This is a genomic window from Acinetobacter sp. CE-15 (genome assembly GCF_051059255.1).
Classification (GTDB): Bacteria; Pseudomonadota; Gammaproteobacteria; order Pseudomonadales; family Moraxellaceae; genus Acinetobacter; species Acinetobacter guillouiae.
The window spans coordinates 244731-258132 of the sequence record NZ_CP192737.1 but is presented as its reverse complement, the minus strand read 5'-3'; the positions used below and the strand labels follow the sequence as shown (position 1 = coordinate 258132).

Here is a 13402-nt window from a genome sequence, read left to right as displayed (position 1 = left end):
GTCTATTTTTCCTCGTTGAAACTCAATTTATCTCGGGCTGCATTGTTGGCTTTATCTGTTTTTATGATTTTAAAATATATAAACCCTTGTTTACTTCATATATTTATTTGTTACACTCTATTGAAATTTAATAAAAAGTTGACGGAAGAACATGACATATAAAGACGAAACTCTTGCCATACATGCAGGCTATGAACCAGAAGCAACCACTAAAGCGGTCGCCGTTCCAATTTATCAGACCACCTCTTATGCTTTTGATAATACCCAACATGGTGCGGATCTATTTGACCTTAAAGTTCAGGGTAATATTTATACACGAATCATGAACCCAACGACCGCTGTGCTTGAGCAACGTCTGAGCGCACTTGAAGGCGGTATTGGTGCTTTAGCATTGGCTTCGGGTATGTCTGCGATCACCTATTCTATCCAGACCATTGCAGAAGCGGGTGACAATATTGCATCGGTTTCAACACTTTATGGTGGAACATATAATTTATTTGCTCACACTTTGCCAAAACAAGGTATTGAAGTGCGTTTCTTTGATTACCAAGATCCTGAAGCATTACGCGGCTTGATTGATGAAAAAACCAAGTTGGTTTTCGTTGAGTCGATTGGCAATCCGTTGGGTAATATTATTGACCTAGATGCCATTGCTAAAATCGCACACGAATATGGTGTACCCGTGATTGTGGATAATACCGTTGCAACACCTGCCCTACTGAAACCTTTTGAACATGGTGCAGATATCGTGGTGCATTCATTGACCAAGTATATTGGCGGTCATGGTAATTCAATTGGTGGTGCGATTGTCGATAGTGGTAAATTCCCTTGGGGCAAATATCCCGAGCGCTTCAAAGTCTTAAATACCCCCGATCCAAGTTATCACGGGGTAAATTATGTAGAAGCTTTAGGTGCTGCGGCATATATCGCCCGTGCACGTGTTGTTCCATTAAGAAATACAGGTGCAGCGATCAGCCCGCTCAGCGTATTCTTAATTTTACAAGGCTTAGAAACACTCAATTTGCGTATGGAACGCCATACTGAAAATGCACAAAAAGTTGCTGAATATTTACAGGCACATCCAAAAGTAAAATGGGTCAACTATGCTGGTTTAAAAGATCATCCACAACATGCTTTGGCACAAAAGTACGTCAAAGGTAAACCGTCTGCAATTCTGTCTTTTGGTGTTGAAGATGGTCGTGAAGGTGGCACCCGTTTTATCGATGCATTACAGCTGTTTACTCGCCTAGTGAATATTGGCGATGCAAAAAGTTTAGCCTGTCATCCAGCAACCACCACCCATCGTCAACTGAATGAAACAGAGTTAAAAGCAGCAGGCGTGAGTATTGATATGGTGCGCTTATCTGTGGGGATTGAACATATTGAAGACTTGATTGCAGACTTAGAACAAGCACTCGCTCAAGTGTAATTTTTTTTTGTGATCTTAAACTTTTCAAATAAAAAGACCTGAATCATTCAGGTCTTTTTGCTTATTCTAAATTCAATTATTTACCTTGAACTTTTTGTTCAATCTCTTCAACACTGGTATGTCGCGCATCAAAACCTTTTGCCATATAAATCACTTGTTCTGAGATGTTACGTGCATGGTCACCAATCCGCTCCAGTGAACGCAATACCCACATCACATTGATGACACGACTAATATGACGTGGATCTTCGATCATATAGGTCATCAGTGTACGTGTCGCGGATTGATATTCACGGTCAATATCGGCATCGGCCAACAAAACTTTTAATGCCTGTTCTGCATCTACACGCGCAAAAGCATCTAAAGCATCATGAATCATGACACGCACTTGATTGCCAATATGCCGTGTTTCCATATAGCCACGCGGCGATTCACCCTCTTCACATAAAGTCTGTGCAATACGGGCAATTTTTGCAGCTTCATCACCAATACGTTCTAAATCGGTATTGGCTTTACTCATGGCAATCACCATACGTAAGTCGATTGCAGCTGGATGACGACGTGCCAAAATCAAAGTCAGTGCTTCATCAATTTCTCGTTCATAACGATTGACTGTATTGTCTTGAAATTGAACATCAATCGCCATATTGGCATTGGTATCCAATAAAGCATGCACTGCATTTGCGACTTGTTGTTCTACCAAACCGCCCATGGTCATAAATTTGGTATTCACATCCTGTAAGTCCTCATTAAATTGAGAAGATATATGATGGTTTAATACAGGATTACTTGGGCTCAAGGTCAGATGCTCCACACGCAACAAAAACTATTTTTATGGGTTAATATTAAAGCATATTCATTATGAATGTTTTATGACAAGTATTTTTCTTTCAAATGAATTTCTCAATATCGCTCATTTCACTTCTGATCAAAGCAATTTAGAGTAAAGATACTACTACAATTTGCTGAATTTACATATGTCACTTTGCTGTGAGCATCCATTTATCGCAAATTCACGATGCTGTACTCAGGTTAATTTTTGCAGATCTTAAATCAGACACATGACTCAGTTTCTTGCAAAAAGTAACGTTTCATTATCACAAAACTACAAAATATTTCATTTATTTAGCCTCGATTCAGCGACAATGGCATCGAACAAAACTGAGCTTCTTTTAAATGCTGGTCGAATGAAATTTCCTCGCAATATCCTTCATTTTCTCATTTCAGGCATACTCGTTATCTTGAGTTGCATGGTGGTTATCGCGTGTCAAAAACCCACAACCGACATTGTCAAAGAATCTAAAGAAGCGCCGCAAAAAGAAAATCCAATTCCTGATTTAACCCAAATTTGCCAAAATCTCAAAAATGAGATGCTGGCAATCAATGCAAAAAGAACCACGCTTGCGATAGAACAAGTCAATCAAGATATTCGTATGTGTTTGCCCTTGATGAAACCTGCGGAACAAATGGAATTGATGCATCAGTCGAAACGTATGTATCAACAATTTTTACAAATTGAGCGCACTTCAGAACAACAACAAGCATTTGAAAACTATGCTTTAGATCAAGCTGCATACCCGACCATTCAACAGAGTAAATTTGAACAACTTAATCTGCGTGACCAATATTTATTACGTCACAAAGGCCAAGCGTATATCGAATTGACCGAACAAACAGATGATAAAATTGTCTATCGAAGAAGCCCGCAATATTTAGCAAAAGTTTTCGCGCCATATCTGACTGCACCTGAACAAGTTTTTATCGAAAATCTTGCACAACAAAATACCCAACCGCTTTTTAAAAACCATAAACCCGATATTGAGGCTGAAGAAATTGCAAAAAGAGCTAAGTTTTGGCAAGAATATCTGCAAACTTATCCCAATAGCCCTTTTTTACATGATGCGCAGTTCTTAAAAAATGCCTATAGCAGTTTATTGTTTTTAGGCACTGAAGAAGCACCTATATCGAGCAGTTTTGAAAATCAAACTGATATCGATGCAGCCAGCTGGTTGGTGATTGAACGCTTGGCAAAATCCAATGATGGTGAGCTTTCAGCTCAGGCCAAGAAGTTTGTTCATTTTTTAGCGATGAGCAAAGAGCAAAGGCAGCAAAAAATTCAAATTAGTGAAAAAGAACGCACTAAACTGGAAAATATCCCTCAATTATTGGCGCTGTCCCAGCTCAATCAATATCTAAATTTAAGCCCGATCGACTTTAAGCATGTTAAAAAAGATTGCTTTAGTGATGCGATTTGTTCTAACAGTTAGATGTTATTTTAGCTCAATTTTTATTATCCTTGTGACATTCAAAAATACACAACAACAGTCATACTATGAAAGCTTTAAAACAACATCTATCACTCACAACACTCTGCCTGTGTACCCTATTCAGCGCTTGCCAAAAGCACGAGAACAATCAAACAATTGAGACAACTAAAGCAGCTTCTAAAGCGACTCAGACCAGTACAGCTGAAATACCAGCACTTCCACAAGACTGTAACGAGATAGATACAAGCATCAAAAAATTAGAAAAAACGGTCATCGTTGAAGATTTAAATGACCTCAATCAATTACTAAAAAAATGCCTCGCATCTGCACCGTTAAAAACACGTTATCAATGGCAAGCAAAAATTGAAAACATTTATCAAAAACTCATCGCCGATGCCTCGCCTGAAGTCTTTCAATATATGACCGATACACTTGCAGATGGTCAGTCTATGACAGCTCAACAAAAACAAGAACTGTATAAAAAGTTAAAACCGCGTGAGAAATATTTAGTTGATCACGCAAAGGACTTATATTTAGCAAAATTTTATATCGGTGAAGGTGAATACACCTTTGTACAGCATCCACAATATGATCTGGATATTTTTGCACCCTATTTAGAAAAATCAGATCAGGTCTACTTTAAACAGATCCGTAAAGAGTATACAGGTGCTAACTATATTATGGATGCAGGGCTAGCAATTAGTTTTGATGAAGTAGCCAATCGACTGTTATATTGGGAAAAATTTAATAAAGACTACCCCAACAACCATTTTAAACCTCAAGTCGTAGAGAACATTGAACAATACCGTAGTGCACTTTTTCAAGGCGACGACAACACCCGTACGCTTTGGTTCGATGACGATAAAATTGCAGATGAACAAGCAATCAAAGCGATTGAAAAAATTGCAAAAAGTAAAACTGCAAGTAGCCAAACTGCACAGAAATTTGTGAATTTAATCAACGCAAGTGAAACGCTTTGGCAGCAAATGCCAAAACCATCTAGACAGTATCCTGAAGATAACTCACCTGAACAGCAAGAGATCCGAGCACAACGTGAGGCATTTGAACAAAAAATTAGAAAATCTGTTGAGGAAATTCTGACTCAAAAAAATAATTGAAATTGATATCGGCATGCCAGCATATTTTTAATGAGAACATGCTAAGATTTAAACATCGCTTGACGGAGCGCGAGTAATTCCTCGCTGAGATTTAGTCAGTTTTGCATCTCCTTGCCAAAACTTAAACTAAAGTACCGTTGAACCTGATCAGGTTAAGACCTGCGTAGGAATCAAGCATCTAAAAACTGACAGCCCATAGTTTATCTATTTTTTCGCAATAGCGCTTTATTCTGATGATGGATTTAGCAGATAAAATAGACTAAATTTGCCACCGTTTTTGGTCGTGCTTGATTCGTTGATGTCATTCATAAGGATCATTGTAATGAACCAATTAACGAATCTATCCCCAGCTGATCAATTGGCTCAACACGAGCAAGAAGCCAAAGATCTGACTCGAATTTTACCCGCATCTAAAAAAGTTTATATTCAAGGTTCACGCCCAGATATTCAAGTACCGATGCGTGAAATTGAACTCACGGATACACCAACAGGCCTAGGGGGTGAAAAAAACCCACCGATTATGGTCTACGATACTTCAGGTGTTTATACCGATCCCAACGTACACATTGATTTGAATAAAGGCTTACCCAATGTCCGTGAAACTTGGATTGAAGAACGTGCCGATACTGAACATTTAGCCAGCTTAACCTCTAAATTTGGCCAAGAACGTCTAAAAGATATTCGTACTGCTGAAATCCGTTTTGCCCATATTCAAAAACCACGTCGTGCGAAAACAGGCAACAATGTCACACAAATGCATTATGCCAAACAAGGCATCATCACGCCTGAAATGGAATACATTGCGATTCGTGAAAATCAGCGCCAGCATGAAGGTGTCGATATGCGCCAACATGTAGGACAAAATTTTGGTGCACACAACCTCATGGAGATTACCCCTGAATTTGTGCGTAAAGAAGTCGCTGAAGGTCGTGCCATTATTCCAGCCAATATTAACCATCCTGAATGCGAACCCATGATCATTGGGCGTAATTTCTTGGTAAAAATCAATGCCAATATTGGCAACTCAGCTTTAGGTTCATCAATCGATGAAGAAGTATCGAAAATGACTTGGGCAACCCGTTGGGGTGCTGACACTATCATGGACTTATCGACGGGTAAAAATATCCATGAAACCCGTGAATGGATTATCCGCAACTCACCAGTTCCAATTGGTACGGTGCCAATTTATCAAGCACTTGAGAAAGTCGATGGTGTTGCTGAAGACCTGACATGGGAAATCTTTAAAGACACCCTGATTGAACAAGCTGAACAAGGTGTCGATTATTTCACCATTCACGCTGGGGTCTTATTACGTTATGTGCCGATGACAGCCAATCGTTTAACAGGGATCGTATCACGCGGTGGTTCGATCATGGCGCAATGGTGTTTGGCGCATCATGAAGAAAACTTCCTCTATACGCATTTTGATGAAATCTGCGAAATCATGAAAGCCTATGATGTGTCTTTCAGCTTAGGCGATGGTTTACGTCCGGGCTGTATTCAGGATGCCAATGATGAAGCGCAATTTTCCGAATTACGCACTTTAGGTGAACTAACCCATCGGGCATGGAAACATGATGTTCAGGTCATGATCGAAGGACCAGGCCATGTGCCAATGCATATGGTCAAAGAAAATATGGACTTGCAACTTGAAGTTTGTCAGGAAGCACCTTTCTATACCCTTGGTCCGCTCACCACCGATATTGCTCCAGGCTATGACCATATTACCTCGGCAATTGGTGCAGCGATGATTGGTTGGTACGGCACTGCAATGTTGTGTTATGTGACTCCCAAAGAGCATTTGGGTCTGCCCAATAAGAAAGATGTTAAAGACGGGATTATCACCTATAAAATCGCAGCCCATGCAGCGGATTTAGCCAAAGGTCATCCGGGCGCACAAGTTCGTGACAATGCTTTATCTAAGGCACGCTTTGAGTTCCGTTGGGAAGATCAATTCAATCTCAGCTTAGATCCTGATACTGCAAGATCGATGCATGATGAGACTATGCCTAAAGAAGCACATAAGTCTGCGCACTTCTGTTCAATGTGCGGACCTAAGTTCTGCTCGATGAAAATCACCCAAAACGTGCGAGATTATGCACAAAATCAACAAAATGCAGCCCACCCTGTAAATAGCGAAACGCTTATAGAAGATGGTCTCAAAACCATGAAATCCGTTTATCAGGAACAAGGGCAAAAGTTGTACCATAAAGTGTAAAGATTAAAAAAAACTTTTGTCTTTCACTATTTCTCAGTTAGGATGAAGTGAATATGTTTCATCCTAACTGTGCACATGAACATCATTCAGCAAGCAACCTACACCCATAATGATGTAGAAATACAATCTCGTGAATATGCCTTTAAAGGTTTTGTTCAAGTCGAAAAAGTGAGCTTGCGACACCGATTATTTAATCAAACTGAATATACCTCAGCCATTCAACGTGAATTAATTCGCCGTAAAGAAGCTGCTGGTGTACTGATTTATAATGATCAACAACAAAAATTTGCATTGATTGAACAGTTTCGTGTAGGGGCAATTGATGATGAAATTTCACCTTGGCAACTCGAAATCATTGCAGGCGTACTTGATGGAGATGAATCTCCAGAAAGTTGTATTCGACGGGAAAGCATCGAAGAATCTGGATGTGAATTAAACCAAATCAAACACCTGTTTAGCTTCTATCCATCTGCTGGCGCATGTGATGAAATCTTTCATCTCTATGTAGCGCAAGCCGCATTACCTGCTGAAGGTGGTGTGTTTGGTATGCCAGATGAAGGTGAAAATATCCAACTTCATATCATTGATTATTCAGATCTGAGTCTATTATTAAAAAGTAATCGTTTAAAAAATGCACCTGTGATTATGGCTTTGCAATGGCTACAACAGCACTTGCATGCATTTGAAGATGTCTAGGGGAAAGGCATGCAATCAGAGATATTGCCGCAAACAGATAAAGATAGAGTGATTATCCAAATCACAGATACACACCTGATGGATAAACCTGATGCAGAGTTTGTCGGGATTAATCCTGAAGAAAGCTTTCATGCCGTCATGGATGATATTCAGCAACGCTATAAAAATATCGATCTGATTTTACATACTGGTGATTTGGCTCAAGCTGCATTTCCAGAAACTTATGCGCGCTATTTAGAATATATGCAGCGTTTTGGTGTCGATTTTTACCAAATTCCGGGAAATCACGACAATATAAACTTGTTCCCGTTCCATTCGCCAGAACCTATTCCAGCAGTGATTGAGTTAGATCAATGGCGTATCATTTTGTTGAATAGTGCTGTGGGTGGACGTACCGATGGAAACATTCAAACGGAACAATTGGTCCATCTAAAACGGCTATTGGAACAATTGCGTGACAAATTTATCCTTATCGCCTGTCATCACAATCCTTTTGATATGCATTCCAAATGGCTCGATCAACATAAGCTCAAAAATGCCGATGAATTAAAAGCCGTACTCGAACCCTTTGATAACATCAAAGCCGTGTTACATGGGCATGTTCATCAAGAATCCTATAATGTGTGGAATGGAATACAGTTTATTTCTACTCCTGCCACGTGTGTACAATTTAAACCCCTCAGCCAAGAGTTTTCATTTGATCCGATTGCGCCTGGTTACCGTTGCTTACATTTAAAAGCCAATGGTGAATTTGAGACCTCTGTACACCGCTTGGATCACTTCAAAGTTACAATTAATGAAGAAATTTCAGGTTACTAGCTTTTCATTTTGGTTTTTTTCTATTAAGTTATTCGTCCAACGAGATATGCAGAAAGTCGAATTCAGGGTTAGGTGACTTTCATCTTGGTAAAAAAATCTATATGATGACGCCCCCGATAGATTCATTCTGTTGGTAGTGATAAAAATACTTGCATATCACCATATTTTTTGCGTATAGATAATACGTATATGATGAGGAATGCCCTTTATGGCGAATGACAACCAAAATCAAGTCTTGGAAGAACAAACAGCAATTGCAGATGATAAGTCTGTAAAGCGAGTGCGTAAAACCAAGCCGAAGACCAATGAAAACGGTACTACAGCAAGTCTATTCGGTATCGAGCCTTATCAGCCAAAGAAAAATGAAGAATACATGTCTGAGGGGCAACTCGAACATTTTCGTAAAATTTTGCTGGCATGGAAAGCAGAATTGATGTCGGAAGTGGATCGCACCCTAAATACAATGCAAGATGAATCTTCTTCTTTACCTGATGTAAATGACCGTGCGACGCAAGAAGAAGAGTTTGCCATTGAATTACGTACCCGTGACCGTGAACGTAAACTTATTCGTAAAATAGAGCAATCTATTGAAGCGATTAAAAATGATGACTATGGTTTCTGTGAAACTTGCGGTATCGAAATTGGTTTACGCCGTTTAGAAGCACGACCAACTGCAACTTTATGTATCGACTGTAAAACCCTTGCAGAGATCAAAGAGAAGCAAAATAACGGTTAATACTGTGTCAAATTCCTCCCCAACCCTCTCTTTTCCAAAGGGAGGGAGGAAGAGTACCGTATACAAAGGTCGGTTTGCACCCTCCCCCACAGGGCCGTTACATTTTGGTTCCTTAGTGACCGCTGTCGCGAGCTATTGCGATGCGAAAGCGCATCATGGGCAATGGATCGTCCGTATCGAAGACACGGATATCCCTCGTATTTACCCAGATAGTGAACAGCATATTTTAAAGTGCCTAGATGCTTTTGGCTTCCAATCTGATGATGAAATCATTTATCAACGACATCGCTTAGACATTTATCAATCTGTAATCGAACAACTCAAACAAAAACATTGTGTTTATGCCTGTGAATGTACCCGTAAAATATTAGGCTCAAATCATATCTATGCTGGCACCTGCCGAGACAAACAGCTCGACTTTCAAGACCAAGCCATTCGTGTAAAAGTTTCTGATCAAAACATTTGTTTCAATGACCGCTTACAAGGACAACATTGCGCGAACCTACAATACGATTTAGGTGACTTTGTACTAAAGCGTCGTGATGGCATTATCAATTACCAACTGGCAGTCGTTGTCGATGATTATTTACAAGAAATCAGCCATGTCGTGCGTGGTGCGGATTTATTGGATAATACTGAACGTCAAATTTGGCTAGGGCAGCTTTTGGGTTATCCCGTTCTTGAATATATGCACTTACCCCTCGCCATGAATCATTTGGGGCAGAAACTCTCTAAACAAAACCTAGCGCAAGCGCTTGATCTCAAACATGCACCTGAATTGCTGTTACAAGCGATTATAGCACTTGGACAAGCTCCAGTAGACCTAGATCAGCCAGATCTCATGTTGGCTCAAGCTGTCGCTCAATGGGATATCTCTCGCATTCCTCACGGGACAACACTACAATCCATTTATCAGTAATCCCAGATTAAACAACAATACCAACATAAGAATACCAACATCATTCAGGATTGAGATGAACCTTTTAAAAAATCTAATAACGCTGAGTTTTCTCATGCTCATGGGCCTTACACAGGTCTATGCGCAAATGGCAATTTTATGTATTTCCCCGATTTCTAAAACTGCTGTTGTTGATGAAATGAGTGGCGCACCACGTGAACAATGGGGTAAACCATTACCAACTTATTCAGTTCAAGTTGATCGCTCTGCAATCATCAAGGTCGATCACAAAACCCCAATCAAACTTAAATTTGCAAATACCCCAAGAAAACATCAGATCAAGATTTATGCCAATGGTGTATTGGAAACTTCGTTTTATTATTCCCCAACAGCGATAGATGTATTAGGACTGAGTGAGTCCGGTTATCAAACTTGGGATTGGGTAAAATTTAAGACCACCCAGTCGGCATTAAAATATTGCAATACGCAAAATCCAAAATAAATTACCCATAAAAAAAGCCATTTGTGATCAAATGGCTAGTCTATTTAAGTTCAATAAAAAATTAAAAACTAGACTCTTCTCGCGCTGGATTGGCATCCTTGGTGGTTGCATCAATTTTGAGAATTAAACTGATCATCACCGCACACATAATTAAAGATGAACCGCCATAACTAATAAATGGAAGTGTCAGCCCCTTGGTCGGTAACATGCCCATATTCATACCGGCATTCACCAAAATCTGTAATAAGAAAATAATACTGATCCCGTAAGCCAAGTAACCTGCGCGCAAATATTGATGATTGAGCGCACGCTGACCGATACGAATACAGCAAATCAACATCACAAACGAGAGTAGCAAAACGGTCGAAATACCAAAAAAACCGAATTCTTCACCTAAAATTGCCAACATAAAGTCAGTGTGTGCTTCAGGCAGATAAGACATTTTTTGAATACTATGCCCTAAGCCCACCCCAAACCATTCACCACGACCAAAGGCCATCAAGGCATTCGACAATTGATAACCTGAGCCCAACGGATCAGCCCAAGGGTTTGAGAATGACATTAAGCGTTCATAGCGATATGGTTCAAACACGATTAAGGATACAAATGCCACCAGAATCGCACCAAATGCAAAGCCGAACTGGATCATGGGTGCACCAGCCAAGAAGAACACACCCAGCATCGAAACAGCAATTACCACTGTTGCCCCTAAGTCAGGCTCTGCAATAATCAGTCCGACCGTCAGCAACATCACCACACCTAGACGTACCAAGCCCTTAATATTATTACGGACTTCTTCAGCACGACGAACCACATAGTCTGCGGTAAATATGGCCATCATCACCTTGGCGACTTCGGTTGCCTGCAAGGTAAATCCACCTACACGAATCCAACGTGTTGAACCATTGACCTCTGTACCCACCACCAAGACGGCGAGTAATAAAGCAATGGTGATCAACCACAATGGAAAGGTATTTTTAAACCAAAGGTTGAGTGAAACTCGATAGGTAATTGCCGCCGCAACAAAAGCCACCACGATCGAAATTGCATGACGAATCACATAGTGAAATTCGTTTTCATGCATTCGTTCGGCATAAGGCATTGAAGCCGAAGCCACCATCACCGTACCAATACACAACAATGAAATGACGCAGAATATCAGTACATTACGCGGTGTAATCTCTGCCGGCAATTTTGGCATCCAGCGATCATACACTTGGTGAATCTTACTTATAGTCGTCTGAGCTAACCCAGCCATACTTATTTCCTTATGATTCTTTTTAGTTTAAAGCATTTACATATTCAACAAAGCGATGACCACGCTCAGGATAGCCTGTAAACATATCAAAGCTTGCACATGCAGGTGATAATAGCACTACATCTTGCGCATGCGTATGTTGTTGACAAAGTTCTACAGCTTGTTGCAAAGATGCTGCATGTAGCAGCGTTGTTGTCCCTGCAATGGCATTTTCAATGATTGCGCGATCTTCACCCATCAGTACCGCAACTTTGGCATATTTTTGCAGAGACTCACGTAGTGCAGTAAAGTCCTGCCCTTTGCCCTGACCACCCAAAATAATTGCAACCTGACCACCTTGAGCTTCAATTGCAGCACCTAAGCCGTCCAATGCTGCTAAAGTTGCACCGATATTGGTGCCTTTAGAATCATTATAATAACGAACGCCATTCACTTCTTTAACGAATTCGCAACGGTGCTCTAAACCTTTAAAGGTTTTTAAGGTTTCAAGCATTTTGTCCATTGGTAAACCAATCGCTTCACCCAAAGCTAAACATGCCAAAGCATTGGCAACATTATGCGTTCCTTGGATATACATCTCTGAACTTTTAAGTAAACGCTCACGACCTCGCGCCAACCAAATCGTACCGTTATCTTCTCTTAGAATACCGTATTGTTTTAAATCAGGTGCATTGAGCCCAAAGCTTTGCATTGGTGTGACATCTGGCACCAATGGACGCGTCAATGAATCGTCACGGTTATATACGACTTTTTTCACACCTTGGAAAATACGATGTTTTGCCGCATGGTAACCTGCCATATCCCCATGACGGTCCAAGTGATCTTCACTCATGTTCAAGACCACAGCCACTTCTGCATTTAAACTTGAGGTTGCTTCCAATTGAAAGCTGGAAAGTTCAAGGATATAAACGTCTGGATCATCATGGGTTAAATCCAAAGCTGGACGCCCCAAGTTACCCCCTACCGCAACCTTAACCCCTGCGTCTTGTGCCATTAAACCAATCAAAGTGGTCACGGTACTTTTTGCATTTGAACCAGTAATCGCCACAATCGGTTTATCTGTAGCACGGCGGAGAATTTGAATTTCACTGATGACGGGAATATCTTTTGCAATCGCAGCTTGAATTGCTGGCAACTGAGGATCTAACCCCGGGCTAATGACAATTTCTTCAGCTTGTAAAAGTAAATCTTGATCGAGTTGGCCAAAGCTGGTTTGAACTGCTGCTGGAATTTGCTCATGTCCTGGTGGGACTTCACGAGAATCTGTGACTGCAACACGGTAGCCATTTTCATGAAGAAAATTTACGGCTGAAACGCCTGAAATTCCAAGCCCAGCCACAACTTTTAACCCACCACGTTGTATTAACATTTTTGCTCACCAGCATTAAGATTTTAAAACTTGCAAAATGTTAGCACTTTGGCGATTTGAAAGCTTTTTCTGTTTGCACTTTCTGGCTATTT

12 protein-coding genes and 1 riboswitch are annotated in these 13402 nt (G+C 40.5%); of the genes, 9 read left to right on the top strand and 3 right to left on the bottom strand.

What is annotated here, in order from left to right:
- Window positions 1-151: 151 nt before the first annotated feature.
- Window positions 152-1429 (top strand): O-acetylhomoserine aminocarboxypropyltransferase/cysteine synthase family protein, encoded by a 1278-nt coding sequence (locus ACQ7EO_RS01175; protein WP_434278724.1) that lies wholly within the window; start codon window positions 152-154, stop codon window positions 1427-1429.
- A gap of 76 nt (window positions 1430-1505) precedes the next feature.
- Here ACQ7EO_RS01175 and phoU read toward each other — a convergent pair whose 3' ends face one another.
- Complete coding sequence (gene phoU / locus ACQ7EO_RS01170) at window positions 1506-2228, bottom strand: phosphate signaling complex protein PhoU (RefSeq protein WP_004725313.1); 723 nt, start codon at window positions 2226-2228, stop codon at window positions 1506-1508.
- A gap of 262 nt (window positions 2229-2490) precedes the next feature.
- Here phoU and ACQ7EO_RS01165 point away from each other — a divergent pair, with 262 nt between their 5' ends.
- The 8 genes from ACQ7EO_RS01165 to ACQ7EO_RS01130 all read left to right on the top strand — a co-directional run bounded on the left by ACQ7EO_RS01165 (window position 2491) and on the right by ACQ7EO_RS01130 (window position 10683).
- Entirely contained in the window at window positions 2491-3696 is a 1206-nt protein-coding gene (locus tag ACQ7EO_RS01165; protein WP_209827807.1) for a hypothetical protein, read from the top strand.
- Between the two features lie 65 nt (window positions 3697-3761).
- Window positions 3762-4814 (top strand): hypothetical protein, encoded by a 1053-nt coding sequence (locus ACQ7EO_RS01160; protein WP_244014325.1) that lies wholly within the window; start codon window positions 3762-3764, stop codon window positions 4812-4814.
- Window positions 4815-4867: 53 nt separating this feature from the next.
- A riboswitch (TPP riboswitch) is annotated at window positions 4868-5001 on the top strand.
- A gap of 135 nt (window positions 5002-5136) precedes the next feature.
- Window positions 5137-7032: a phosphomethylpyrimidine synthase ThiC gene (thiC, locus tag ACQ7EO_RS01155; protein ID WP_239044731.1), complete on the top strand. Its 1896-nt coding sequence runs from the start codon at window positions 5137-5139 to the stop codon at window positions 7030-7032.
- Window positions 7033-7107: 75 nt separating this feature from the next.
- Window positions 7108-7728 carry an NUDIX domain-containing protein gene (locus ACQ7EO_RS01150; protein WP_004816566.1) on the top strand — a complete coding sequence of 207 codons (621 nt, stop codon included), beginning with the start codon at window positions 7108-7110 and terminating at the stop codon, window positions 7726-7728.
- A gap of 9 nt (window positions 7729-7737) precedes the next feature.
- The gene (cpdA, locus tag ACQ7EO_RS01145; protein ID WP_262782661.1) at window positions 7738-8547 is read left to right on the top strand and encodes a 3',5'-cyclic-AMP phosphodiesterase; all 810 of its coding nucleotides are present in this window, start codon (window positions 7738-7740) and stop codon (window positions 8545-8547) included.
- Window positions 8548-8755: 208 nt separating this feature from the next.
- Window positions 8756-9283, top strand: coding sequence for an RNA polymerase-binding protein DksA (gene dksA / locus ACQ7EO_RS01140; RefSeq protein WP_004725300.1), 528 nt, complete (start codon window positions 8756-8758; stop codon window positions 9281-9283).
- A 4-nt stretch (window positions 9284-9287) separates the two neighbouring features.
- Window positions 9288-10202, top strand: a complete 915-nt coding sequence (gene gluQRS, locus ACQ7EO_RS01135; RefSeq protein WP_434278723.1) for a tRNA glutamyl-Q(34) synthetase GluQRS — start codon at window positions 9288-9290, stop codon at window positions 10200-10202.
- Between the two features lie 55 nt (window positions 10203-10257).
- The gene (locus tag ACQ7EO_RS01130) at window positions 10258-10683 is read left to right on the top strand and encodes a hypothetical protein (RefSeq protein ID WP_434278722.1); all 426 of its coding nucleotides are present in this window, start codon (window positions 10258-10260) and stop codon (window positions 10681-10683) included.
- Between the two features lie 61 nt (window positions 10684-10744).
- Here the strand turns inward: ACQ7EO_RS01130 and ftsW are convergent, their stop codons facing one another.
- Together ftsW and murD are read right to left on the bottom strand one after the other, a co-directional pair.
- Window positions 10745-11941, bottom strand: a complete 1197-nt coding sequence (gene ftsW, locus ACQ7EO_RS01125; protein WP_004725295.1) for a putative lipid II flippase FtsW — start codon at window positions 11939-11941, stop codon at window positions 10745-10747.
- Window positions 11942-11963: 22 nt separating this feature from the next.
- A complete protein-coding gene (gene murD, locus ACQ7EO_RS01120; protein WP_434278721.1) occupies window positions 11964-13310 on the bottom strand; it encodes a UDP-N-acetylmuramoyl-L-alanine--D-glutamate ligase in 1347 nt (448 codons plus the stop codon).
- Between the last annotated feature and the right edge of the window lie 92 nt (window positions 13311-13402).

What these genes read in the sequence shown, in the direction of transcription:
- ACQ7EO_RS01160 (WP_244014325.1), top strand. Translation starts at nt 3,762, where the DNA reads ATGAAAGCTTTAAAACAACATCTATCACTCACAACACTCTGCCTGTGT.
- murD (WP_434278721.1), bottom strand. Translation starts at nt 13,310, where the DNA reads ATGTTAATACAACGTGGTGGGTTAAAAGTTGTGGCTGGGCTTGGAATT.
- ACQ7EO_RS01130 (WP_434278722.1), top strand. Translation starts at nt 10,258, where the DNA reads ATGAACCTTTTAAAAAATCTAATAACGCTGAGTTTTCTCATGCTCATG.
- dksA (WP_004725300.1), top strand. Translation starts at nt 8,756, where the DNA reads ATGGCGAATGACAACCAAAATCAAGTCTTGGAAGAACAAACAGCAATT.
- ftsW (WP_004725295.1), bottom strand. Translation starts at nt 11,941, where the DNA reads ATGGCTGGGTTAGCTCAGACGACTATAAGTAAGATTCACCAAGTGTAT.
- ACQ7EO_RS01165 (WP_209827807.1), top strand. Translation starts at nt 2,491, where the DNA reads ATGACTCAGTTTCTTGCAAAAAGTAACGTTTCATTATCACAAAACTAC.
- ACQ7EO_RS01175 (WP_434278724.1), top strand. Translation starts at nt 152, where the DNA reads ATGACATATAAAGACGAAACTCTTGCCATACATGCAGGCTATGAACCA.
- ACQ7EO_RS01150 (WP_004816566.1), top strand. Translation starts at nt 7,108, where the DNA reads ATGAACATCATTCAGCAAGCAACCTACACCCATAATGATGTAGAAATA.
- thiC (WP_239044731.1), top strand. Translation starts at nt 5,137, where the DNA reads ATGAACCAATTAACGAATCTATCCCCAGCTGATCAATTGGCTCAACAC.
- cpdA (WP_262782661.1), top strand. Translation starts at nt 7,738, where the DNA reads ATGCAATCAGAGATATTGCCGCAAACAGATAAAGATAGAGTGATTATC.